Raw genomic sequence first — 23,757 nt, 5'->3', positions numbered from 1 at the left:
TGAGGATTTGATCTTGGTCTGCGATTTAGCCTAAATCGGCAAGTGGATTCTTATCCCACGGCGACGCTAACAGCTCATCGATAAAGCTCTGTTCGACCGAGGCCACATCGGGGTAAGTCCATGCCGGTTGGCCATCTTTATCGACCAGTAGGGCGCGCACGCCCTCGGGGAACTCGCGGTGGCGGCAGCACTGAACGGAAAGCGCCATCTCGGATTGGAACACTTCCGCCAGCGACATATGTTTGGCGCGCGTTAGCTGCTCATCGATCAATTTCACCGAGACTGAGCTGCCGTGAGCCAGCGTTTTCTGGGCTTTGCTAAACCATTTATTGTCACTTTGCACCGCTGCAATGGCCGCGACGCTTTGCTCTACGCTGTCGTGGTCCATCAACTCACGAATCAGCGGAGAGTGTTGATATACGGGTGCTTCCAGCTCAGCAAACACGGGCTGCGATGTTTGCTCAAGCTCTCGCATAATGCGGTTAACCACGCCGTTGGCATCGGTGTTGGCGCCTTTGCCCCAACGCGCATCGATCAACTGCTGAAACAAGGCATCACGGTGGTGGCTGGCAATACAGCGGTCGGCCAGACCAAGGTGTACCGCATCCGGCGCGCTAATTTGGCAGCCGGTCATGGCTAAAAAGCGCCCGGTTCCGTTAGGCAGGCGATTCAAGAACCAACTGGCGCCCACATCCGGATAGAGTCCAATAGTGACTTCCGGCATGGCCAGCCGCGATGTTTCGGTCACTACCCGGTGACTGCTGGCACTTAGTAGCCCCATGCCGCCGCCCATGACAATGCCATTGCCCCAGCAGATCACCGGCTTGGGATAGGTGTGGAGTAGGAAATCGAGCCGATACTCGGTTTCAAAAAAGCGCTCGGGGAAGCTGGGATCCCCATCCCCAGTAATCGTTTTATACAGATTGACGACATCACCACCGGCGCAAAAGGCTTTTTCGCCTGCGCTATCCAGCAAAATTGCCACCACTCGCTCGTCGGTAGCCCAGTCGCGAAGGCGCGGCAACATCGCTTCGCACATCTCAAGCGTTAAGGCATTGAGCGAACGCTCAGCGTTGAGCTTGATCTCGGCGATGATGTGCCCGTCTTGGGTGGGGTGTTCGGTAAACAGTACGCTGCTCATGGGCATTCCTTATCCTTTTACAGCTCGGTGGCACCGTCCGCCAATACCCGGCGGGAGATGATCAATCGCATGATTTCGTTGGTGCCTTCAAGAATCCGGTGTACCCGAGTATCGCGCACGTAACGCTCCATGGGGTACTCCTTGATATAGCCGTTGCCGCCGTAGAGCTGAAGCGCTTCGTCACACACCTTGAAGCCCACATCGGTGGCAAAGCGCTTGGCCATGGCACAATAAGTGGTGGCGTCAGCATGGCCTGCGTCTAGTTTGGTGGCAGCCATACGCACCAGCTGCCGCGCGGCGACCAGCTCAGTGACCATATCGGCTAAGCGAAACTGCAGCGCCTGAAACTCGGCTAAGCGCTTGCCGAACTGCTTACGCTCCAGCATATACTCACGGGCTTTGTTAATCGCCTGCTGAGCGGTGCCGATCGAGCAAGTAGCAATGTTGATCCGGCCACCATCCAGGCCTTTCATGGCAATTTTGAAGCCGTCGCCTTCGTTACCGAGCAAATGATTGGCGGGCACCCGCACATCTTCAAAAGTGATCATGCGGGTGGGCTGGCTGTTCCAGCCCATTTTCTCTTCTTTGCGCCCGTAGCTGATGCCGTCGCTCTTGGCATCGACCGCAAACGCGGAAACGCCTTTGGCACCTTCGCCGCCAGTGCGCGCCATCACGACTAGAAAATCAGTACTGCCCGCACCGGAAATAAACATTTTGCTGCCGTTCAGCACGTAGTGATCGCCATCGCGCTTGGCGGTGGTCTTCAGCGAAGCGGCGTCGGAACCTGAGTTAGGCTCGGTTAAGCAGTAGGAGCCAAGCAGCTCGCCCGAGGCCAGCCTTGCGCCCCACTGCTCAACTACATCCGGCGTGCCGAAATCCGCTAACATCCAGGTCACCATGTTATGGATAGTGAGATAGGCGGTAGTCGAGGTGCAGCCCATGGAGAGCTGCTCGAAAATAATGCTGGCGTCTAACCGGGAAAGCCCCAGCCCGCCTACGCTTTCTGGGGCATATAACGAGCAGAAGCCCAGCTCGCCGGCTTTGCGAATCACATCAACTGGAAAGAACGAGGTTTGATCCCACTCAGCCGCATGGGGCTCTAGCTCGTTTTGGGCAAACGCCCGTGCCATATCGGCAAAGGCGACCTGATCTTCGTTGAGTTCAAAATTCATGGCGTATCTCCGCGAATGCGCGTGCGCACTGCTGTTGTCGTTATAATTGACGTTAACGTTAACTTATCCATTTACCCGTCCACAAGCAACCTGCCAGCGCTTGCGACCTTAGGTGTAGGCGCTCAATCTTTGCGTTGAAAAACGAATAGAAAAAAGGGCGCCAACCGGCGCCCAATAGGAAGTACTTATAAGTACGGGACAGAGAGAGTGCTATGGATAGCAAAGGTGTTACTTAAAGTTTTTGCGGTACATCTTGTCCAGTTCACCAATGATCCCGCTGCGGAAGCTGAGAACACAGATCACAAAGATTATGCCCAAAATCACGCTCACCCAGTTGCCCAGCGGCGACTGCGCTAAAATATGCTGAAGACTGACCACAATTCCCGCGCCCATCAAGGGACCAAGCAAGGTGCCTACACCGCCCAGCAGCGTCATTAGAATCACTTCACCGGACATGTGCCAGTGCGCATCGGTCAGCGAAGCCAACTGGAAGACCACGGTTTTGGTTGAACCGGCCAGCCCTGCTAAACCGGCAGAGATAACGAACGCCACCAGTTTGTAGGCATCGGTGTTGTAGCCCAGCGATACCGCGCGAGGCTCGTTTTCACGAATCGCTTTCAGCACTTGGCCAAACGGCGAGTGCACCGTGCGCTGAATAAGCGCGAAGCCAAAGATAAAGATTGCGAATACGAAGTAGTACATTGCTAGATTGCTGCTCAGGCTGATAAACCCAAACAGTTCGCCGCGGGGAACGCCGTGCAAGCCATCCTCACCGCCGGTAAACGGCGCCTGCACAAACATGAAGTAGACCAGTTGGGCGATCGCCAACGTCACCATGGCAAAATAGATACCCTGTCGACGAATGGAGAGCACTCCAAACACCACCCCCAGCAGCGTTGCCAGCACTGTACCAGCGATAATGCCCAATTCAGGCGTTAACCCTGGGTAGCTCGCCAACAGGTAACCCGTTACGTAGCCACCGGTAGCCAGGAAAGCCGCATGGCCGAAGGACAACAGCCCAGCATAACCAAGCAGCAGGTTAAAGGCGCAGGCGAACAGTGCAAAACAGAGCACTTTCATCAAGAACACGGGGTAGGCCAAAAATGGCGCCACCAGCCCCACTACGATTAGCGCCAGATAGAACATATTGCGGCGAAACTTGGCCCGCTTCTGGCGTTCCAGCACTGCAGACGGGGCCGCTATTGATTGAGATTCTGCCATGTCTATGCCTCCTTACCGAACAGCCCAACGGGGCGCAACATGAGCACGAGGATCATGACGAGGAAGATCACCGTATTGGAGGCCTCCGGGTAGTACACCTTGGTCAGGCCTTCGATGATGCCCATGGCGAGACCGGTAATAATGGCGCCTAAAATCGAGCCCATGCCGCCGATTACCACCACCGCGAACACGACGATGAGGAGGCTGGAGCCCATGGTAGGTGATACCGGATAGAGCGGTGCAGCCAAAACCCCAGCGAATGCGGCCAAGCCCACCCCAAACCCGTAAGTAAGGGTGATCAGCAGCGGAACATTGACGCCAAAGGCCTGCATCAATTGCGAGTTTTCAGTACCCGCACGCAGGTAAGCCCCTAACCGCGTACGCTCGATCATAAACCAGGTAAACAGACACATTGCCAGCGCAGCGACCAGCACCCAGGCACGATAGGTGGGAAGGAACATAAAACCGAGATTCAAACCACCCTGCAAAATCTCAGGCGTTGCGTAGCGCGCGCCGGAAACGCCGAAGAAGTTGACCAGCGTGCCTTCAAAAATCAGCGCTAACCCAAACGTCAGCAGTAGCCCATAGAGGTGGTCTATATGGGCAATTCTGCGGAGTAAAAAGCGCTCTAGCAGCACACCAAAGGCGCCGACGACTAAAGGCACCAACAGTAGCGCCAGCCAGTAATTAATGCCTAGATAACGAAAGCCCAACAGCGCGGCGAAAGCCCCCAGCATATATTGTGCCCCGTGGGCGAAGTTGACGATCTTCAACAGGCCGAAGATGACCGCCAGGCCCAGGCTAAGCAGTGCGTAAAAGGCCCCATTCACAAGGCCCAGCGTGAGCTGCCCCATGAAGACGGCCAATGGCACGCCGAATATCATCGTCATAACGCGACTCTCCTCGCCATCAAACAGTTGGCGGCAACTTGCCGCCAACCGGTACTAAACGTCACTTGCGATTACTAGCGAGTCCGAAAATCAGTTCTGCACCAGCTTGCACTGGCTTTCAGACAGCGGGCGGTAGGCTTCTTCGGCGGGAATGGTGCTGAGGATTTCGTAAAGATCCCACTCACCGGTGGATTCTTCTGGCGTTTTCACCTGGGCAAGGTACATGTCATGCACCATGCGGCCATCTTCACGAATGCGGCCATTGCGGGCAAAGAAATCGTTAATGGGCTCTTCCGCCATTTTAGCGCGGATGGTTTCAGGATCATCAGTGCCAGCGGCTTCCACGGCTTTCAGGTAGTGCATGGTGCTGGAGTAGATACCGGCTTGGACCATGGTGGGCATGCGGCCGACTTCATCGAAGTAACGCTGCGCCCATTCACGGGACTGCTCATCCATGTCCCAGTACCAGCCGGTAGTGAGTAGCAGGTTCTGAGTGGCATCCAGGCCCAGTGCGTGAACATCATTCAGGAAGATCAACAAACCTGCCAGTTGCTGACCGGATTGAGTCAAACCAAACTGGCTGGCTGTGGTGATCGCGTTGACGGTGTCCGCACCGGCGTTGGCCAGACCAATGATCTTGGCGCCGGAGCCCTGAGCCTGAAGAATGTAAGAGGAGAAGTCATTCGTGGGGAACGGGTGGCGTACGCCGCCTACGATTTCACCGCCACTCTCTTCCACCACTTTGGTTACGTCGGCTTCAAGCGCATGGCCGAAGGCGTAGTCGGCGGTCAGCATAAACCAGCTGTCGCCGCCCTGCTCAACGACCGCTTTGGCGGTACCGTTAGCGAGTGGATAAGTGTCGTACACCCAGTGAATATGGTTTGGGGTGCAGTGTTCGTTGGTAATGCTTGATGCCGCAGAGCCGGAAACGATCCCCAGACCATTGTTCTCTTCCAGCACTTTGGTGACCGCAATCGAGACCGAGGAGGCGACCAGGCCGCCCACCATATCGACGTTATCCTGATCGATCCAGCCGCGCACAGTATTGGCACCTACGTCGGCGCTGTTACGGTCATCCGCACTGGAAATCACGATTGGGGCACCATTGACGCTGCCACCAAAATCGGCCACCGCCATCTCCATCGCGGTCAGGCCGCCTGGGCCTGCCAAGTCGCGATAGGTGCCGGACATATCCGCCAGGTAGCCAATACGTACTTCACCGTCGCTCATATCAGCCTGAGCGGTAGACACAGCAAGGCTTGAAGCTGCTGCAACGGCGATGCTGGCAGCCAGCGTTTTTTTCAAAAAGGTCATATTCGTCTCCTGGCCCGGAGGCCTTTGTTGTTTTGTAATTGTTGACTCGCGGTCGAGTAGTCGTTGGGCTGTCGTGATAGTGCGTACCGCAAGCTGCTGATTGATATTATTTTTTGTGAGCGCGAAACTGTTGGCGTAAAGAGCATTTAAGGGTCTGTAAACGGTGCGTTATACCCCCAGCATTGAGTTGAGATGTTCACGACGCGATGGCAACTGTGCAGCGGTGATTTCTTCAATAATCTGACCGTGATCCATCACGAAGTGGCGATCCGCCAGTGGGGCCGCAAAGCGGAAATTTTGCTCCACCAGCACAATCGTCATGCCGCGCTCCTTGAGCTTCACCAGCACCTCCGCCAGCTTCTGCACGATCACGGGCGCGAGCCCTTCGGTTATTTCATCCAACAGCAACATGCGCGCCCCGGTACGCAGAATGCGCGCCATGGCTAACATCTGCTGCTCGCCACCGGAAAGCCGTGTGCCCTGACTTCTGCGCCGCTCATAAAGGTTGGGGAACATGGCGTAGATTTCATCGAGACTCATGCCGCCCGAGCGCACCGTTGGCGGCAACAAGAGATTTTCATGCACATCTAAACTGGCAAAAATGCCGCGCTCTTCTGGGCAGTAGCCAACCCCTAGCCGCGGAATATGGTGCGGCTTCATGTGCAGCGTTTCATTACCGTTAATCACGATTGAGCCGGTACGCCGCCCCACCATGTTCATGATCGATTTCAGCGTGGTGCTACGCCCCGCGCCGTTGCGGCCCAGCAGCGTTACCAGCTCGCCGCGCTTCACATCAAAATTGACCCCGTGCAGAATATGCGACTCGCCATAAAAGGCGTGTAGATCCTGCACCCGCAACATCTCCAGACTTTGATTGTTTTCAACAGGTGTTTGGGCTTCAGCGATGTTCATACGGCCGCCCCCTCTTTTTCAGAACCATCCTCTTCCGCGGCGTCGCTGCCCATATAGGCTTCACGCACCAGAGGGTTACGGGAGACAGTTTCATAATCTCCCTCGGCCAATACTGCGCCCCGCGCCAGCACGGTAATACGGTCACAAAGGCGGCTAACCACACTCAGGTTATGTTCCACCATCAATACCGTACGGCCTTGTGAAACGCGTTTGATCAGCGCCACGATGCGGTCTACATCTTCCGCCCCCATGCCTTGAGTGGGTTCATCGAGCAGCATCATGGTCGGGTCCAGTGCCAGCGTAGTCGCAAGTTCAAGTGCCCGCTTGCGCCCATAGGGCATTTCAACCGTTAGGGTGTCGGCGTATTCCCGCAGTCCTACTTCTTCTAGCAGCTCAAGCGCTCGCTCATTGAGGTGATCCAGCGATTTTTCAGATTTCCAAAAGTGAAACGAGGTACCCAGTTTGCGCTGCAGTGCCACACGCACGTTTTCCAGCGCCGTCATATGAGCAAACACCGCTGATATCTGAAAAGAACGAACTAATCCTAACTGAGCAATTTCGTTGGATTTTTTACTGGTGATTGAATTGCCGCGATACAAAATATCGCCGCGGGTAGGCGGCAAAAATTTGGTCAACAAGTTGAAAACGGTAGTTTTACCGGCGCCGTTTGGGCCAATCAGTGCGTGAATATGCCCTTCCTGTACCTGAAGATTGACGTCGTCCACGGCAGTAAAGCCGCGAAACTCTTTGGTCAGCCCTCGGGTTTCGAGGACAGGTCCCTGAAGGACATCGTTTTCACTCATAGAGTGGCAAGCCTCTTATTGTTGTTGTGCTAGATCTTTACAGACATGGCAGAAGCGGCTGCGACTGCCTTACCTGAACGTAAGGTGTATGTGCAAACTAGCAACTGTCGGTATAGCAATACAATTACAACTTTGGTCTATCGACGAGATTATCCTGAATTAACAACTGCGTTCAAAAGATAAATATCAGTGACTTACACCATTTCAACGCTTTTAAACTGCTCACAACAATAGCTTTACGTTAACGTAAACTTGTTTTAGCCTCAGTGGCAGTGTTCCATAGGTGTCATATCTTGGGACTTATTCTTAGGAACTGTCCTTAAGAACAATGCCTTTTGAGAGAACGACACCATGAGCAAAACTTACTCAATCAGTGAACTAGCCAACGAGTTTGATTTAACCACCCGTAGCATTCGCTTCTATGAAGATCAGGAGTTGCTCCACCCTTCTCGGCGTGGGCAAACCAGGGTTTATAGCAGCAAAGACCGTGTGCGGCTGAAACTTACCATTCGCGGCAAGCGGCTGGGATTTTCATTGGCAGAGATTCGTGAACTGTTCGAGCTTTGGGACGAAACCCGCAGCGGCAGCAAAAAACAGCTGCATCTAATGCTTAGCAAGATAGGCGAACGCCGTGCGGCGCTAGACCAACAAATGAAAGACATCACCATGGTGCAGCTAGAGCTTGAAAGTGCTGAGATTCGCTGCCGCCAGGCACTCGAAGAACTACTAGAAAAAGAGCCCCAGGAAAAACAGAACGAAGAGGAGCGCACGGGTACGTCCGACAAAGCGTCTGCTCCCTCTTCCGCCACTATGCATTGACGCGTCGCGCGAACTAACGCCAGATCGACTCGCCGACACAAATAGCTAACACAAGCTAATACAAAAATCTGCAACAGGTGATTGACCATGTTTTCACACTATTCAGAACTTAATTTTGGCCTCGATGACGAGCTGAACATGCTGCGTGAGCAGGTCAACGCCTTTGCGGCCAGCGAGATTGCTCCCCGCGCTGCCGAAATCGACCGCAATAACGAGTTCCCTAATGATCTGTGGAAGAAGTTTGGTGATATGGGTCTGCTCGGCATCACCGTCTCTGAAGAGGATGGCGGTAGCGGTATGGGCTATCTCGCCCACTGTATCGCCATGGAAGAGATCTCACGGGCCAGCGCATCGGTAGCGCTCTCTTACGGCGCCCACTCCAACCTGTGCGTTAACCAGATCAAGATCAACGCCTCCCCCGAACAGAAAGCCAAGTATCTCCCCAAGCTGATCAGCGGCGATCACGTGGGCGCTTTGGCCATGTCGGAACCCGGCGCAGGCTCTGATGTGGTCTCGATGCAACTGCGTGCCAAGCAGAATGGCGATCACTACATCCTTAACGGCAACAAAATGTGGATTACCAACGGTCCGGATGCCGATGTATTGGTGGTATACGCCAAAACCGACCCTGAAGCGGGTTCCAAAGGCATTACCGCCTTTATTATCGAAAAAGGTATGCCCGGTTTCTCTACCGCCCAGAAGCTCGACAAGCTGGGCATGCGCGGTTCCAACACCTGTGAACTGGTCTTCCAGGACTGCGCCGTTCCCGCTGAAAACATTCTAGGCGGGGAAGGCAAAGGCGTGCGCGTACTCATGAGTGGTTTGGATTACGAGCGCACCGTATTGGCCGCAGGCCCGATTGGCATTATGCAGGCCGCCATGGATGTGGTGATGCCCTATATCCACGAGCGCAAGCAGTTCAATCAGTCGATTGGTGAGTTCCAATTGGTTCAAGGCAAAGTGGCGGATATGTACACCACCCTGAACGCCTGCCGGGCCTATCTATATGCCGTAGCGGGTGCCTGTGATCGTGGCCAAACTTCACGTAAAGACGCCGCTGGGGTGATCCTCTACTGTGCCGAAAAGGCCACTCAGGTAGCGCTGGACTCCATTCAGCTACTCGGCGGCAACGGCTATATCAACGAGTACCCCACCGGGCGCCTGCTGCGCGACGCCAAACTGTATGAAATTGGCGCGGGCACCAGCGAGATTCGGCGGATGCTGATTGGTCGCGAACTCTTCACCGAAAGTAAGTAAGGGTCCTGTCATGAGCTCCATCTCCACTCAGATCAACCCGCGCAGCGATGTGTTTCAAACCAACGAAGCCTCAATGCTCGGTGAAGTACATAAACTGCGTGAGCTGACCGCCGCCGTCGCCCAGGGTGGCGGTGCCAAAGCCCGCGAGCGCCACGAAAGCCGGGGCAAGCTGTTTGTCCGCGACCGCATCGATCACTTGATCGATGAAGGCTCACCGTTTTTAGAGTTTTCCGCCCTGGCGGCTCACAACATATACGATAGCGAGATTCCCGCCGCTGGCGTCGTCACCGGTATTGGTCGTGTTTCCGGCGTCGAGTGCGTGATTGTCGCCAACGACGCCACGGTGAAAGGTGGCACTTACTTCCCGCTCACGGTGAAAAAACATATTCGCGCTCAGGAGATTGCCCGCAAGCATCGCCTGCCGTGCATCTATCTGGTCGATTCAGGCGGCGCCTTCCTGCCCCGCCAGGACGAAGTATTCCCTGATCGCGACCACTTCGGGCGTATCTTTTATAACCAGGCGACCATGTCGGCGGAAGGCATCCCGCAAATCGCCGTGGTGATGGGTTCCTGCACCGCGGGCGGCGCCTACGTGCCTGCCATGGCAGACGAATCCATCATCGTTAAAGAGCAGGGCACGATTTTCCTTGGCGGCCCACCACTAGTAAAAGCCGCCACTGGTGAAAGCATCAGCGCCGAAGACCTGGGCGGCGCGGATGTTCACGCCAAGGTCAGCGGCGTCGCTGATCACTACGCGGAAAACGATGCCCATGCGCTGCAGCTTGCTCGCGCCTGCGTATCGCGGCTGAACTGGCAAAAGCGTGGCAAGCTCGCCATGCAGGCACCTAACCCCCCCAAACTCGATCCTTCCGAGCTGTATGGCATTGTCGGCACCGATCTTAAAAAGCCCTACGATGTGCGCGAAGTGATTGGGCGTATCGTCGACGACTCCGACTTTGACGAATTTAAGCGCTACTACGGCGAAACCTTGGTCACTGGCTTTGCGCATATTCACGGCTACCCGGTAGGCATCGTGGCCAATAACGGCGTGCTGTTTTCAGAAAGTGCGGTGAAAGGCGCGCACTTTATCGAGTTATGCGCCCAGCGCAAGATCCCGCTGATCTTCCTCCAGAACATTACCGGCTTTATGGTCGGCTCCAAGTACGAACACGAAGGTATTGCCAAGCACGGTGCCAAGCTGGTGACAGCAGTGGCCTGCGCCAAGGTGCCTAAGTACACCGTACTGATTGGCGGCAGCTTCGGCGCCGGTAACTACGGTATGTGTGGCCGTGCTTATGATCCTAACCTGCTGTTTATGTGGCCCAACGCACGCATATCCGTCATGGGTGGCGAACAGGCAGCGGGCGTACTGGCCCAGGTTAAGCGCGAGCAGCATGAGCGCGAAGGCCGCGAATGGAGCAAAGAGGAAGAAGAAAACTTCAAGCAGCCCACCCGCGAGCAGTACGAGCATCAAGGCCATCCCTATTACGCCAGCGCCCGCTTGTGGGACGACGGCGTGATCGATCCGCTGCAAACCCGCGATGTGCTGGGGCTCTCTTTAGCGGCTGCGATGAATGCCGAAATCGAAGAGACACGCTTCGGCGTGTTCCGGATGTAAGGGGCAATCACCATGGCTTACTCAACACTGATTATCGAAGACGGCGTGGCCCGCCTGACCTTAAACCGTCCCGAGGTACATAACGCCTTTGACGACAGCCTGATCGCTGAATTGAACTCGCATCTTGACCAGCTACACACCCTTGCGGAAGCGGGTGATGTGCGCGTCGTGGTGCTGGGCTCCGAAGGCAAAAGCTTCTCTGCGGGTGCCGATCTAAACTGGATGAAGCGCATGGTCGGCTACGACCTTGACGATAACCTCGCCGATTCCCGCAAGCTGGCAGCACTTATGCATAGCCTCGATACACTGCCCTGCCCCACGGTTTGCCGCGTTCAAGGCGCCGCCTTTGGTGGTGCGGTGGGTCTGGCCGCCTGCTGCGATGTGGTGATCGCCTCGGACAAAGCCAAGTTCTGCCTATCAGAAGTCAAAATTGGCCTATCGCCCGCAGTCATCAGCCCCTATGTCCAGCGTGCCCTGGGCGAGCGACAGATGCGCCGCTATGCACTAACCGCAGAAGTGATGGACGCCCCAACGGCGCTCGCACTCGGTTTAGCGCATCAGGTGGTAGAACACGATGCGTTAGACAGCACAGTTGACGCCATGCTGACGACGCTATTGGCAGGCTCGCCCCAGGCCCAGCGCGCCACCAAAGCACTGATGGCCGCGGTTGCTCAATCGTCTGACAGTGACGATACCCGTGAGCATACCTGCCAGGTGATCGCCAAGCTGCGGGTAAGCCAAGAAGGGCAAGAGGGTTTATCCAGTTTCTTTGAAAAGCGCCGCCCCGTCTGGGCCGATTCTAATAACATACCCCACGCTTCGGAGCGTCGCTCATGAAAAAACACGAAAAAGCCGCTCGCACGACGCCTTTTGATACCCTACTAATCGCCAACCGCGGCGAAATCGCCTGCCGCGTGATGCGCACTGCCCGTCGTATGGGCCTGAAAACCGTCGCGGTATATTCCGATGCTGATGCCAGCGCCCTCCATGTGCGCGAAGCTGACGAGGCCGTGCGTTTAGGCCCTGCCGCCGCGCGGGAAAGTTATCTCAATATCGATGCCGTAATCGAAGCTGCCAAGCGTACCGGCACCGGCGCTATTCACCCCGGCTACGGCTTTCTTTCCGAAAACGGTACCTTCGTTAAAGCCCTTGAAGAAGCGGGCATTACCTTTGTTGGCCCGCCCGCCTCGGCGATTGCCGCCATGGGCGACAAATCCGCTGCTAAAGCGCGTATGGCCAATGCCGGTGTACCGCTGGTGCCTGGCTATCACGGCGACGACCAGGACGATGCCCTGCTTCGCAGCGAAGCCGACAAAATCGGCTACCCGGTCATGCTTAAAGCCAGCGCTGGCGGCGGTGGCAAAGGCATGCGTGTCGTCGAATCAAGTGATGGTTTTCAAGCCGCGTTAGATGGCTGCCGCCGTGAATCAAAAGCCGCCTTCGGTGACGACCGAATGCTGATTGAGAAGTATCTGGTGCAGCCACGCCATGTGGAAGTACAGGTATTCTGCGACCGCCATGGCAACGGCGTTTATCTGTTCGAGCGGGACTGCAGCGTTCAGCGCCGTCATCAAAAAGTGATCGAAGAAGCCCCCGCTCCCGGCATGACCGCCGAGCTGCGCTGCGCTATGGGCGATGCCGCCGTGCGCGCCGCTCAGGAGATCGGCTACGTGGGCGCAGGCACCGTCGAGTTCCTGTTAGATGCGGATGGCTCGTTCTACTTTATGGAGATGAACACCCGTCTTCAGGTCGAGCATCCCGTCACTGAGATGATCACCGGTCAGGATTTGGTCGAGTGGCAGTTGCGTGTGGCCATGGGCGAACCGCTGCCTTGCACCCAGGATGAGCTGACGATTACCGGCCATAGCTTTGAAGCACGTATTTACGCCGAAGACCCGGAACAGGATTTCCTCCCCGCCACGGGCTTGCTCACTCGCTTCGCACTGGATTTAGAAGGCGCTGGACTAAGCGATGATCAGGTGCGTTTAGATAGCGGTGTAGAGAGCGGTGACGCGGTGTCGATGCACTACGACCCCATGCTCGCCAAGCTAATCGTTCATGGTGCCGACCGCGATGCAGCGCTGGCAACGCTTAACCGCGCCTTAGCGGCGCTGGACGTTCAGGGCGTAGTGACTAACCGTGCCTTCTTAATGCGCCTGGCAACGCATCCTGGCTTTAAGAACGTGGAGCTGGACACACGCTTTATCGAGCGCAATGAAGCGACGCTTTTTGCACCGCGCACTTACAGCACAGAAGCCTACGCCAGCGCGGCGCTGATTGGCCTGAATCAACTAGCCCAAGAGTGCGAAAGCGACTCGCCCTGGGATCGCCACGACGGCTTCCGCTTGAATGCGCCACACACCATTCGCATTGCGCTGTGTGACCCTACGAATATTCAAGCCGCTGACAGCGATGACGCGGTAGTGATCGTCGAAGGTAAACGCAACGCAGCCGAATCACTGTGGAACCTCACCATCGGCGATGAAACGCTAACCGCGAGCCTGCAGCCGCTCACCGGTGACGCGGTTGCCGTTACCTTGAATGGTCACCGCCGCCGCTTGCAGGCGTGCCGCGATGGTCATGTGGTCGTGATGGCCGATTCCAGCGGTGAAACCCGCCTGTTCTGGCGGCGCATTGATGCCATCGACCACGGTCACCACGAAGCGGAGTCCACGCTAACCGCCCCCATGAACGGCACGGTCGTCGCCCTGCTGGTGGAACCCGGCGTGACGGTTGAGAAAGGCATGCCGCTGATGGTGATGGAAGCGATGAAAATGGAGCACACCATGACGGCCCCCGCCGACGGTAGTGTGGAGACGTTCCACTTCAAGGCGGGGGACACCGTGAACCAAGGCGCCGTGCTGCTCGACTTTGCTGCCAACGAATAGGAGTCACTGATGCCATTACCTACCTCTGTAAAGCTGTTTGAAATGTCTCCCCGTGACGGCCTGCAAAACGAGCCGGGGGCCATCGTGCCCACCGCGACTAAAATTGCTCTGATTGAGCGACTCGCCAAGGCAGGTATCACGCATATTGAAGCCGCCAGCTTCGTGTCACCCAAATGGGTGCCGCAAATGGGTGATGCCGTTGAGGTCATGGCCGGCATTCACCGTCAGCCTGGCGTGGTTTACTCCGCGCTTACGCCCAATTTAAAAGGGCTTGAAAACGCCTTAACCGTGGGTGTTGAAGAGGTCGCGGTATTTGGTGCGGCGTCAGAAGCCTTCTCGCAAAAGAACATTAACTGCTCTATTGCCGAGTCGCTGGTGCGCTTTGAACCCGTACTAGAGCGAGCCCGCGATGCGGGCGTTCGCGTGCGTGGCTACGTTTCATGTGTTTTGGGCTGCCCTTACGAAGGTGAGATCGCCCCGACAAAAGTGGCTGAGGTGGCCAAGGCGCTTTATGAGATGGGCTGCTACGAGGTGTCGTTAGGCGACACCATTGGCGTCGGCACGCCGCTGGCCGCTAAACGCATGATTGAGGCGACGCGCCAGCAGGTGCCCATTGAGTTTCTGGCCGCCCACTTTCATGACACCTACGGCATGGCGCTGGCAAATCTTTATGCCGTCCTTGAAGAGGGTGTTAGCGTTATTGATTCAGCCGCTGCTGGGCTCGGTGGCTGCCCTTACGCAAAAGGGGCACTAGGTAATGTGGCTACTGAAGATGTGCTCTATTTGCTTGAAGGGCTGAACATAGAAACGGGTATCGACCTACAGGCCGTGATTGATACCGGGTTCTGGATTACTCATGAGCTCGGCCGTAAACCCAGCTCCAGAGTCGCCCTGGCTAAAGGCCTTAGAAGCTAATATTGGTCATTAATAATAAAAAATAAAACGACTAACGATTCTCTGCCTTCCCGTTTAGATAAAAAAAAGACATCGGAGAGATTTAACATGGCATCACCTGCTCTTACCCTACCCAGCTACTCCAGCAGCATGGCGGACAAGCCCCTTCTGGGCATGACCATTGGCGACAAATTCGATCAAATTGCCACCCTACATGCCGATAACGATGCGCTGATTGTGCTACACCAGAATATTCACTGGAGCTACCGCCAGCTTCAGGAAGAGGTCAATCGCTGCGCCCGCGCCCTGCTCTCCATCGGCGTCAACAAAGGTGACCGGGTGGCCATTTGGGCACCTAACTGCAGCGAATGGACGTTAACACAGTTTGCCACCGCCAAAATTGGCGCCATTCTGGTCAACATCAATCCTTCTTACCGCACCCATGAGCTGGAGTACGCGCTGAACCAATCCGGCGCGCGTTTTCTGGTCACCGCTAACAGTTTCAAAAGCTCTGACTACAGCGCCATGCTGTATGAATTGGCGCCAGAGCTTAACACTTGCATTGAAGGCGAACTCAAGTCGCAAAAACTGCCTGACCTTGAGTGCATTATTAACTTAAGCAGCGAAAAACTGAGCGGTATGTGGCGTTGGTCTGACTTGATGAACGAAGCCAGCAAGGTTAGCCAAACCGACGTTGACGACTTGCAAGCAACGCTGCAATTTGATGACGCCATCAATATCCAGTACACCTCTGGCACCACGGGCTTCCCTAAAGGCGCAACTCTTTCGCACCACAATATTCTCAACAACGGCTTTTTTGTGGCGGAGAGCATGGGCTTCACCAGCGAAGACCGTTTGGTGATCCCCGTACCGCTTTACCACTGCTTTGGTATGGTCATGGGGAATCTGGGTTGTATGACCCACGGCGCCACCATGATCTACCCGGATGAAGGCTTTGATCCCGGCAAGGTGCTCAAGGCGGTGCACGAGCAAAAAGCTACCGCGCTTTATGGCGTGCCAACCATGTTTATCGCCGAGCTTGATCACCCGGATTTCCCTGGCACCGATCTCTCATCCCTGCGCACCGGCATTATGGCGGGCTCTATCTGCCCCGCTGAAATCATGAAGCAGGTCATTAGCAAGATGAACATGAAAGGCGTGCAGATCGCCTACGGCATGACGGAAACCAGCCCGGTATCTACCCAGACCGGCGCCAACGACAGCATCGAGAAGCGCGTTTCCACCGTGGGTCGCACCCAACCGCATCTGGAAAATAAAATTGTCGACCCCGGCAACGGCGGCATTCTCCCCCGCGGTGAAATTGGCGAGCTGTGTACCCGCGGTTACAGCGTGATGCTGAAGTACTGGAACAACGATAAAGCGACCGCTGAAGCGATTGACGAAGCAGGCTGGATGCACACCGGCGACCTGGCCACGATGGATGAAGAGGGTTATATCCAGATCGTAGGGCGCATCAAAGATATGGTGATACGCGGTGGTGAGAACGTTTATCCCAAAGAGATTGAGGAGTTCCTTTACGCCCACCCGGCGATTTCCGAAGTACAGGTCACAGGGGTACCCGATAAGAAGTACGGCGAAGAGCTGATTGCTTGGGTGAAACTCAACAGTACCGCGAGCGAAGTCACCGGTGAAGAGCTGCGCGAGTACTGCAAAGGCAAAATCACTCACTTCAAAATTCCACGCTACTTCAAGTTCGTTGACGAGTTTCCGATGACAGTGACGGGCAAGATCCAGAAATTCAAGATGCGTGAAATTTCGATTCAGGAACTAGGTTTAGATCAAGAATCAGGTTTGGATCAAGAGTCATAACGCGCAATGACCAGCCCCAACCATTTAGTGGATCACTATCAGCGCGCCCTGCGCGCTGATGAGGTGCTGGCACAAATAGATGCCCACTACCCGGACGGCCCCACGCTGCACCAACTCGCCCCGCTGGATCAGCTGCATATTGGCGGCGTGGCGGCCTCTACTCGGCTGCTTGAACGACTTAACCCTGACACCCACGGCAAAGTGCTGGATATCGGCGCTGGGCTAGGTGGATTAATGCGCCAAGGCGCGGCGCTAGGGTTTCAAATGACCGGGCTGGATATTACTCATGGGTTTAGTGCGTTAAATAGAGCGCTGAGTTCACGAGTTAACCAACCTAACGCACCACCACTTGCCTGGGTCACCGGCAGTGCCAGTGCCCTGCCGTTTGCGGATAACAGTTTTGATGCCGTGCTGTTTCAACACAGCCTGATGAATATGCCTGACGCAGCCGGGGTAATCGCAGAAAGCCGACGGATTCTGCGCCCAGGCGGGCAGCTAGTCATGCATGAAGTGGTCAGCGGCCCCCACGTGGCACAGCTTCACTACCCAGTGCCATGGGCGGCTTCTCCTGAGCACTCGCACCTACTGACCTTAACGTCATTAACCCATTTGCTCGAAACGGGCGGCTTTGTGCTTGAACATGTTGAAGATTGGAGCGAAATAGCCTTGGAGTGGCGCCAACGTCAGCGCCAAAAAGAGCAGACGCCACGCCAAGCGGTGCTCTCCCCCAAGTGGGTGTTCGGCGAGCGCTTTATCACCATGAGTAAAAATTTAGTCGATAACCTAGCCAACGGCGCAATTAAAGTGGTGGAAATCCAAGTCAGTTGCTAACCTGATTAGGAATAGCTTTTCTTTCTCTACCCATACGTATACGACAATAGGTGTACGAGAAATGCCAATGAAACGCTTGGCAATTACTCTGCTGTGCTGTTCTGTTCCCTGGTTTAGCAGCTACGCCGACGATAACCCGCCGGTGATGGCTTATACCGCCCCCGACAGCGAACTTATGCAGCTAGAAAACGGCGTTATCCTGGAAGGTAGCGACCTGCAAAGCCTGGACAACTACTCCAGCGGCTTCCGCGTAACAGCTGGCTTCAGCCCCTGGCGGCTTCCTCAACTGGATATTGGCGCGGAAATCGCCTACCGGGAAAGCGAAGAAATCTCCACCTCGTCCAGTGTTAATCCGCTGATTATGGATACCTTAAGTTTAGGCGGCGCCATTGTCGCCGGTGTTCGCATGGGCGCCTTTAGCGTCTATGCGAAGTCCGGCATCACCGAATGGCGCGGTGAAAGCGATGTGGAAGGTGCCGATGAAAGTGGCACCGCGATGCTGCAAGGCTTCGGTGCCACCGTAACGGTCAATCGGCTTGTTAGCCGGCTGGAATACGAACGTATCAACTCCCCCACACTTGAACACCTCACTATGCTAAGCGCCTCGTTGCACTTGCCGTTTTGAATTTCATTTTTTTCAAAAAAAATGCGTTAATGATTACATTAAAAATAGCTACGGCTATTCCTCCCAGACTATCGCGTCATTGCATAGACGGTTGGCATTTTGTCGCTCCAGGGGCACGAACGCTCAAGCTGAGCCGCTAGTGACGCAAGATATAGTCAATAATTCAACAATTGGAAGTTTAACGCTATGTCGATTGAGCTTTGGTTATCATTTGTGCTGGCGTCGTTTTTGATCATCGCATCTCCCGGCCCCGCCGTTGCCCTGTTGGTAACGACCGGTATCAATCAAGGCCGCAAAGCCGCATTGGCAATGTTGCCCGGCTTTTTCTTAGGTGATCTGGTGGCCATGTCACTCTCGTTTGCAGGCGTCGGCGCTCTGCTGATGGCATCGGCGAATCTATTCGCCATCGTTAAATGGCTAGGGGTTCTCTATCTGCTTTATTTGGGTATTAAAATGTGGCATGAATCCGGCCAATTGAACGACCTGGAAACCTCGGAAGCCAACGTCAAACAAGGCACCGCGAAAGCATTTTGGGTGACACTCCTAAATCCCAAAAGCATTCTGTTTTTCATGGCGTTCATGCCGCAGTTTATTAACCAAACTCAGCCCTTAGCGCCGCAGTTGGCAATTTTATTTGCTACGTTTCTTATAATGGGTGTTATCTCGGATCTCGGCTACACACTGTTGTCGACGACTAGCCGACAACTAATGACCGCCAAGTTTCGGCGACTGCTACACCGCTGCGGCGCCGGTAGCTTGTTTGGTGCCGGGTTATTGATGACCGTTATGCGACGCCCGGCAGGGTAATATCGCCTCAATATTTGCGCTTGTTTTCATCAGCGGCAAATGCGCGCTCAATGCCTACTGAATAATTCAGTAATGGAAGCTGTCCGCTCTACTGTCCCCACAGCAAGGAGGTATCTATAGCTTGTCTCTAGTAGCGTCTAATTGCGGGTTGTTAGACTGTCCAATGACCTCGGATAGCGATTAATCGGGGCATCACCTCATCGATTGTCAGGCGTTGTTCAAGTCGTCGATGCTTGTCTTAGTAAGTCAACAATGGAGGTTTTCCCACGACCCGCCTATTTTAAAAGTTTGGCAGTTACCTTCTTGTTGCTAACTTTTTTGTTTCATTGCTTACCCTCTTCAGGTGGCGTCCAGATCGGTACGTCTTCGCGCTGGGGCTCGTGCCACTCTTGTTGCATCGCACTGTTCAGCGCTTCTTCCAGCTTCATAAACAGCTCGCCGTAGCGGGGGCTGAAGCTAATACTCCCCTCGATCTCCTTCCAGGCTTCAAACAGCTCGTCCTCATGGGCATCCTCATTTTGCACAAACGCCCAGGTCATTTGCTTGGCCCGCATGGGGTGAACACCCATCGCCGTTAGCGCATGGCCGCCCAATTCCAATGCGGAGTGGTAGGTTTCACTGACAACGTCATCAGCCCCTGCTTCTCGCAGTTGATAGCCATGGCCGCGATCAAAGGCGCGGGCTAGCACCCAGACATGCGGATAGTACTGCTTCACATGCTTGACCATGTGCACAGCGCGGTCGCGGTCGTCCAAGGCAATAACGATTAACCGGGCATGCTCGATACCAGCGGTTTCGAGCAAATCGGAGCGGCTAGCGTCGCCAAAGTAGCTTTTGATGTTAATTTTGCGCAGGTTTTCAATCTGTTCGATCTCATGGTCCAGTGCCACAATAGGAATATTATTGGCGCGCAGCAGGCGACAAATAATTTGTCCAAACCGCCCTACGCCCGCAACGATCACCGGGGCCTGCTCTTCTATTGCATCAGCTTCCCGGTCGTCGTTCTTGGCACTGCGGTAGCGCGGCAGAACCAACCGGTCGTAAGCAATAAACAGTAGCGGTGTTAAAAACATCGATAACGCCACGACTAACGAAAGTACCTGGGAGATATCGGTAGGAATCACGCTGTTTTGAACGCTATAGGTCAGCAGCACAAAACCAAATTCACCTGCCTGGGCAAGGCCCAGGGTGAATAGCCAGCCATTGCTGCCACGCACTCGAAACAGCAGTGCTAAACCGAGCAGAATCACGCCTTTTACCACGATCACGGCCACGCCTAACGAGAGAACCGTGCCCCACTCGGCCGCCAGCACCGAGAAATTAATACCTGCCCCCACGGTAATAAAGAACAACCCCAACAGTAGGCCTTTGAAGGGCTCAATATTGGCTTCCAACTCGTGTTTAAATTCGCTGTTGGCAAGTACCACCCCGGCCAGGAACGCGCCGAGGGCGGGCGATAAATTAACCAAACTCATTAGCGCGGCAATGCCGATGACCAGCATCAGGGCCGTGGCGGTAAATACTTCGCGCAGGCCAGAACTAATCACATAGCGAAACAGCAGGGGCACTAAATAGTAGCCTGCCGCTATCACGCTCGCGATGGCCGCCACGACCACCAAGGCATGTGCCCAGCCGGGCAAGTGTGCGACCAGGCTTAAGCTGGCGTGTCCATCATCGCTAACGCCGCCCATTAACTCGGGAAGTGCCAGCAGCGGAATTAGCGCCAGCATGGGAATAACGGCAATATCCTGGAACAGCAGCACCGAAAAGGCGCTGCGGCCCCCTTCGGTTTTGGCAAGCCCCTTCTCGTTCAACGTTTGCAGCACAATCGCCGTGGAAGAGAGCGCAAAAATGAGCCCCACCGCCAGGGCAGTTTGCATCACTAGCCCTAGCCACAAAGCAATAGCGGTGCCTGCAGCAGCGGTTAGCACAACCTGAAGCCCACCTAGCCCGATCAGCCTCACCCGCATCGCCCAAAGGCCCTTGGGATCAAGCTCCATGCCGACCAAAAATAGCATCATGACCACGCCAAACTCGGCAAAATGCTGAATAGTGGTGGTTTCCTGGCCCACCAGCCCCAGGATCGGGCCAATCACTACCCCGGCGACCAAATAACCCAGTACCGAGCCCAGCCCAAACCGTTTGGCAAGGGGAACCGCAATTACCGCGGCGACAAGATAAATAAAGGCTTGAATAAAATAGCCGGTCATCGTGTTTCCTCAAAATAGAACGAGCTGCTTGACTTCCCTGAGCAATAATGTAGCGTACTAGTACGCTAGTACATTACTTATTAACCGATGGCATTCTTCGATGGTTTCACAACTTACCTTTACAACATGACGACAAACGATCACTACCAGGCTGAGCTTATTCGCCACTTGCTCGCCATAGACTCACCCGAGGCAATGGACGCAGCACTGGCCGACCTGCTGACTCCCGCAGAGTATCAAGAAATCAGTAAACGCCTACAGATTTTTAAGCTGCTGCGCGAAGGGGTGCCGCACCGCAAAATTGCCGAAACCCTAGGGGTGGGTATCGCCACGGTTTCCCGGGGTTCGCGCGCGTTGTCCACCTTGCACGCTTCAACACCGCTACCCTCTTCACAAGCTTCTTCACGGAACGATGCACCATGACCATTGCCAATACGCATGCCTCGAGCCCGCAGCCGTTTACGCTGCCACGCAAACCACACTACGTGACGCTGGCGGCGGACTGCGACTTCTTTGCCCTGTTTCAAAAAATCGACCGGCAGTTTGATACCTGCTACATGCTGGAGTCGCTTGGCGAAGATAGCCATATTGCACGCCACTCGATCATCGGCTTCGACCCCGAATACACGCTGTATGCCAATGGCAACACGCTAACTATCGAAGACCGTAACGGCAATGCAAACGAGTACCCAAGCGATAACCCTTATGAACTACTGCGTAGCCTGATCCCCCAAAATATTATTTCGCGTAAGTACGCGGGTGGCTTAAGCGGCTACCTAGGTTACGACGCGATGCAGTACTTCGAGCCCTCGCTGACCCTAAAAGCCAGCGACGACTTCGATACCTTCCGCTTTGGGCTGTATAAAGACGGCCTGATCCTCGACAAAATGACCGGGGAGGTTACCTACTTCTACTACGACAATAGCCGTTACGACTTCCTGCAAACCCTGATAGACGCCGACGAAGAACCCGCAGGCCCACTGCACATTACCGCGCTGGGCGACACCATGAGCAAAGCCGAGCACGCCGAGGCGGTCGCCAAGGTGAAGCAAGACATCATCGACGGCAAGGTGTTTCAGTGCGAGGTCGGCTTTAAAAAGCGCTTTCGCATTCAAGGCGACACGCTGGCCCTTTATGACCAACTACGCACCATCAATCCGTCACCCCAAATGTACTACGTCAAATTCGGCGAGCAGAAGCTGATCGGCGCAAGCCCGGAGCTACTGTTCCGCCTGCGCCAGGGTGAGATGGAAACCTTCCCGCTGGCAGGCACCACCCTCCGCGGCCAAACGCCCCAGGAAGACACTCAGCTCGCCCGGGCGCTGCTCAACGACCCCAAGGAGATCGCCGAGCACAATATGATTGTGGATCTGCACCGCAACGATATTGGCCGGGTGGCCCAGTTTGGCACGGTAAAAGTGCGCAGCCTGATGGATATCAAGCGCTTTAGCCACGTACAGCATATCTCCAGCGAAATTGTCGGGATTATTGCCGAAGGCGAAGACATGTTCACCGCTCTGGCGAGTAACTTCCCGGCGGGCACGCTCACCGGCGCGCCCAAGATCGAGGCAATGAAGATTATCGATGATCTGGAAACCGACGGGCGCGGTCCCTATGGCGGTGCGGTGGGCCAGTTCTCGTTTAACGGCGACTGCACCTTTGCCATCCCCATTCGCACGGTGTTTGTGAACGGCGAGCGCGCCTACGTACAAACCTGCGGCGGCAACGTGTTCGATAGCAACGCCGAGGATGAGTACGAAGAGATTCGCCGCAAGTTCGCTGGCACTCGCAAGGCCCTGGCCCCTTTTATGAGCACGGATATGGAGAGCCCCGCATGAAGGTGCTGATCATCGATAACTACGACTCCTTCACCTATAATCTTTACCAGTTTATTGGTGAAATCTTGACCACTGAGAAGAATCGCGACGGGTTGCCTTATTTTAAGATCATCGTTAAACGCAACGACCAGATCGATTTCCACGCCATTGAGGCGCTGGCGCCGGATCGCATCATTATTTCCCCCGGCCCCGGCTCGCCGGATGACCCACGCTACTTTGGCGTGTGCGCCGAGGTAATAGAAAAACTGGGTAAGACCACCCCGCTGCTGGGGGTTTGCCTGGGCATGCAGGGCATCGTGCATGTGTTCGGCGGCAAGGTAGTTAAAGCGCCGCTACCTATGCACGGTAAGATTAGCCCGATCAATCACGACAATCGCTCGGTGTTTAACGGCGTGCCTGACCAGCTTGAAGTGATGCGTTATCACTCACTGATTGCCGATGCGACCACTTTACCCGAGTGCCTGGAAGTAACCGCCACCGTGGGTGCCCTGGAAGCGGATAATTTTGAACAGCGCAGCCGCTGGCAGGCAATGGGTGAATTCGAACTAATGGGCGTTAAGCACCGGGAGTACCCGATTCACGGCATTCAATTCCACCCTGAATCGTTCGCGACCGAAGGCGGTAAGGAGTTGATAGCCAACTTTCTTTTCGCGCCCAACGATCAAGCCAGAGCGTAGGCACGCAGCA

The 23,757-nt window shown here is 55.2% G+C and carries 21 protein-coding genes; 13 read left to right on the top strand and 8 right to left on the bottom strand.

Annotated elements, in window-relative coordinates:
* Positions 1-25: 25 nt before the first annotated feature.
* The 7 genes from Q3Y66_RS08045 to Q3Y66_RS08015 form a co-directional block, all read right to left on the bottom strand.
* Positions 26-1,141: an enoyl-CoA hydratase/isomerase family protein gene (locus tag Q3Y66_RS08045; RefSeq protein WP_008956729.1), complete on the bottom strand. Its 1,116-nt coding sequence runs from the start codon at positions 1,139-1,141 to the stop codon at positions 26-28.
* 17 nt (positions 1,142-1,158) lie between these two features.
* On the bottom strand, positions 1,159-2,313 hold the full coding sequence (locus Q3Y66_RS08040) for an acyl-CoA dehydrogenase family protein (RefSeq protein WP_008956730.1): 1,155 nt from the start codon (positions 2,311-2,313) through the stop codon (positions 1,159-1,161).
* Positions 2,314-2,541: 228 nt separating this feature from the next.
* Complete coding sequence (locus Q3Y66_RS08035; RefSeq protein ID WP_008956731.1) at positions 2,542-3,534, bottom strand: branched-chain amino acid ABC transporter permease; 993 nt, start codon at positions 3,532-3,534, stop codon at positions 2,542-2,544.
* A gap of 2 nt (positions 3,535-3,536) precedes the next feature.
* Entirely contained in the window at positions 3,537-4,424 is an 888-nt protein-coding gene (locus tag Q3Y66_RS08030; RefSeq protein ID WP_008956732.1) for a branched-chain amino acid ABC transporter permease, read from the bottom strand.
* Between the two features lie 90 nt (positions 4,425-4,514).
* A complete protein-coding gene (locus Q3Y66_RS08025) occupies positions 4,515-5,738 on the bottom strand; it encodes an ABC transporter substrate-binding protein (RefSeq protein ID WP_008956733.1) in 1,224 nt (407 codons plus the stop codon).
* A 168-nt stretch (positions 5,739-5,906) separates the two neighbouring features.
* Positions 5,907-6,650: an ABC transporter ATP-binding protein gene (locus Q3Y66_RS08020; RefSeq protein WP_008956734.1), complete on the bottom strand. Its 744-nt coding sequence runs from the start codon at positions 6,648-6,650 to the stop codon at positions 5,907-5,909.
* The gene (locus tag Q3Y66_RS08015) at positions 6,647-7,453 is read right to left on the bottom strand and encodes an ABC transporter ATP-binding protein (protein WP_008956735.1); all 807 of its coding nucleotides are present in this window, start codon (positions 7,451-7,453) and stop codon (positions 6,647-6,649) included. The genes Q3Y66_RS08020 and Q3Y66_RS08015 overlap by 4 nt, the downstream gene beginning before the upstream one ends.
* Positions 7,454-7,804: 351 nt before the next feature.
* Between Q3Y66_RS08015 and Q3Y66_RS08010 the strand changes: the two genes are divergently transcribed.
* From Q3Y66_RS08010 to Q3Y66_RS07965, 10 genes are all read left to right on the top strand, one after another.
* Positions 7,805-8,272, top strand: a complete 468-nt coding sequence (locus Q3Y66_RS08010; RefSeq protein ID WP_008956736.1) for a MerR family DNA-binding transcriptional regulator — start codon at positions 7,805-7,807, stop codon at positions 8,270-8,272.
* A gap of 87 nt (positions 8,273-8,359) precedes the next feature.
* Positions 8,360-9,529: an isovaleryl-CoA dehydrogenase gene (locus Q3Y66_RS08005; protein WP_008956737.1), complete on the top strand. Its 1,170-nt coding sequence runs from the start codon at positions 8,360-8,362 to the stop codon at positions 9,527-9,529.
* Between the two features lie 10 nt (positions 9,530-9,539).
* A complete protein-coding gene (locus tag Q3Y66_RS08000) occupies positions 9,540-11,147 on the top strand; it encodes a carboxyl transferase domain-containing protein (RefSeq protein WP_008956738.1) in 1,608 nt (535 codons plus the stop codon).
* 12 nt (positions 11,148-11,159) lie between these two features.
* On the top strand, positions 11,160-11,984 hold the full coding sequence (locus Q3Y66_RS07995; RefSeq protein WP_008956739.1) for an enoyl-CoA hydratase/isomerase family protein: 825 nt from the start codon (positions 11,160-11,162) through the stop codon (positions 11,982-11,984).
* The gene (locus tag Q3Y66_RS07990; RefSeq protein WP_008956740.1) at positions 11,981-14,035 is read left to right on the top strand and encodes an acetyl/propionyl/methylcrotonyl-CoA carboxylase subunit alpha; all 2,055 of its coding nucleotides are present in this window, start codon (positions 11,981-11,983) and stop codon (positions 14,033-14,035) included. Before Q3Y66_RS07995 ends, Q3Y66_RS07990 begins: the two co-directional genes overlap by 4 nt.
* A 9-nt stretch (positions 14,036-14,044) precedes the next feature.
* Positions 14,045-14,950 carry a hydroxymethylglutaryl-CoA lyase gene (locus Q3Y66_RS07985; RefSeq protein ID WP_008956741.1) on the top strand — a complete coding sequence of 302 codons (906 nt, stop codon included), beginning with the start codon at positions 14,045-14,047 and terminating at the stop codon, positions 14,948-14,950.
* Between the two features lie 87 nt (positions 14,951-15,037).
* Positions 15,038-16,759 carry an AMP-binding protein gene (locus tag Q3Y66_RS07980; protein WP_008956742.1) on the top strand — a complete coding sequence of 574 codons (1,722 nt, stop codon included), beginning with the start codon at positions 15,038-15,040 and terminating at the stop codon, positions 16,757-16,759.
* A 6-nt stretch (positions 16,760-16,765) separates the two neighbouring features.
* Complete coding sequence (locus Q3Y66_RS07975; protein ID WP_008956743.1) at positions 16,766-17,590, top strand: class I SAM-dependent methyltransferase; 825 nt, start codon at positions 16,766-16,768, stop codon at positions 17,588-17,590.
* Positions 17,591-17,651: 61 nt separating this feature from the next.
* Positions 17,652-18,215: a hypothetical protein gene (locus Q3Y66_RS07970; protein ID WP_035566081.1), complete on the top strand. Its 564-nt coding sequence runs from the start codon at positions 17,652-17,654 to the stop codon at positions 18,213-18,215.
* 186 nt (positions 18,216-18,401) lie between these two features.
* Positions 18,402-19,022: a LysE family translocator gene (locus Q3Y66_RS07965; protein ID WP_008956745.1), complete on the top strand. Its 621-nt coding sequence runs from the start codon at positions 18,402-18,404 to the stop codon at positions 19,020-19,022.
* A 323-nt stretch (positions 19,023-19,345) separates the two neighbouring features.
* Here the strand turns inward: Q3Y66_RS07965 and Q3Y66_RS07960 are convergent, their stop codons facing one another.
* The gene (locus Q3Y66_RS07960; protein WP_008956746.1) at positions 19,346-21,232 is read right to left on the bottom strand and encodes a monovalent cation:proton antiporter-2 (CPA2) family protein; all 1,887 of its coding nucleotides are present in this window, start codon (positions 21,230-21,232) and stop codon (positions 19,346-19,348) included.
* Positions 21,233-21,358: 126 nt separating this feature from the next.
* Between Q3Y66_RS07960 and Q3Y66_RS07955 the strand changes: the two genes are divergently transcribed.
* The 3 genes from Q3Y66_RS07955 to Q3Y66_RS07945 are packed head-to-tail and all read left to right on the top strand — an operon-like array spanning position 21,359 to position 23,747.
* Complete coding sequence (locus Q3Y66_RS07955; protein WP_008956747.1) at positions 21,359-21,655, top strand: Trp family transcriptional regulator; 297 nt, start codon at positions 21,359-21,361, stop codon at positions 21,653-21,655.
* Positions 21,652-23,070: an anthranilate synthase component I family protein gene (locus Q3Y66_RS07950; RefSeq protein WP_008956748.1), complete on the top strand. Its 1,419-nt coding sequence runs from the start codon at positions 21,652-21,654 to the stop codon at positions 23,068-23,070. Before Q3Y66_RS07955 ends, Q3Y66_RS07950 begins: the two co-directional genes overlap by 4 nt.
* The gene (locus Q3Y66_RS07945; protein WP_008956749.1) at positions 23,067-23,747 is read left to right on the top strand and encodes an aminodeoxychorismate/anthranilate synthase component II; all 681 of its coding nucleotides are present in this window, start codon (positions 23,067-23,069) and stop codon (positions 23,745-23,747) included. Before Q3Y66_RS07950 ends, Q3Y66_RS07945 begins: the two co-directional genes overlap by 4 nt.
* Positions 23,748-23,757: the final 10 nt, after the last annotated feature.

The organism is Halomonas sp. HAL1, assembly GCF_030544485.1.
Taxonomy (GTDB): domain Bacteria; phylum Pseudomonadota; class Gammaproteobacteria; order Pseudomonadales; family Halomonadaceae; genus Vreelandella; species Vreelandella arctica.
This window is presented reverse-complemented; position numbering and strand designations above follow the sequence as displayed.